Origin of the sequence: Dysgonomonas sp. 511, assembly GCF_010501105.1 — a bacterium.
Taxonomy (GTDB): Bacteria; Bacteroidota; Bacteroidia; order Bacteroidales; family Dysgonomonadaceae; genus Dysgonomonas.
Genome location: NZ_QVMQ01000133.1, coordinates 1 through 299, shown reverse-complemented (window position 1 = coordinate 299; position 299 = coordinate 1). Strand labels below are relative to the sequence as shown.

The 299-nt window shown below is 37.5% G+C and carries 1 pseudogene; it reads left to right on the top strand.

Going from position 1 to position 299, the window contains the following annotated elements:
- Positions 1-92, top strand: a pseudogene (gene rpsR, locus D0T57_RS15570) (30S ribosomal protein S18); the annotation flags it as partial.
- Positions 93-299 lie beyond the last annotated feature (207 nt).

The following is a 299-nucleotide window of genomic DNA, read 5'->3' as shown; positions in this document are numbered from 1 at the left end:
ACGGTATCAAGTATATCGACTACAAAGACCCTGAGTTTTTGAAGAAATTCCTTAACGAACAAGGAAAAATCCTTCCTCGTCGTATTACAGGGAGATGTACAGCTAAGGTGTATAGATATATTGCGCATCGACTTGTAGTCGAAATACACATTAGGAGTTATTATTATCCCATCTTTTCCATGCATAGATATTGGGGACATCTACATGAGTTGTATCTATTTTAGTTTCACTCTTGGGGAACAACTGCTTCTCGACTTGGGGAAATTTAAAAAAGACAAATTTTCGTATGTATGCCAGGG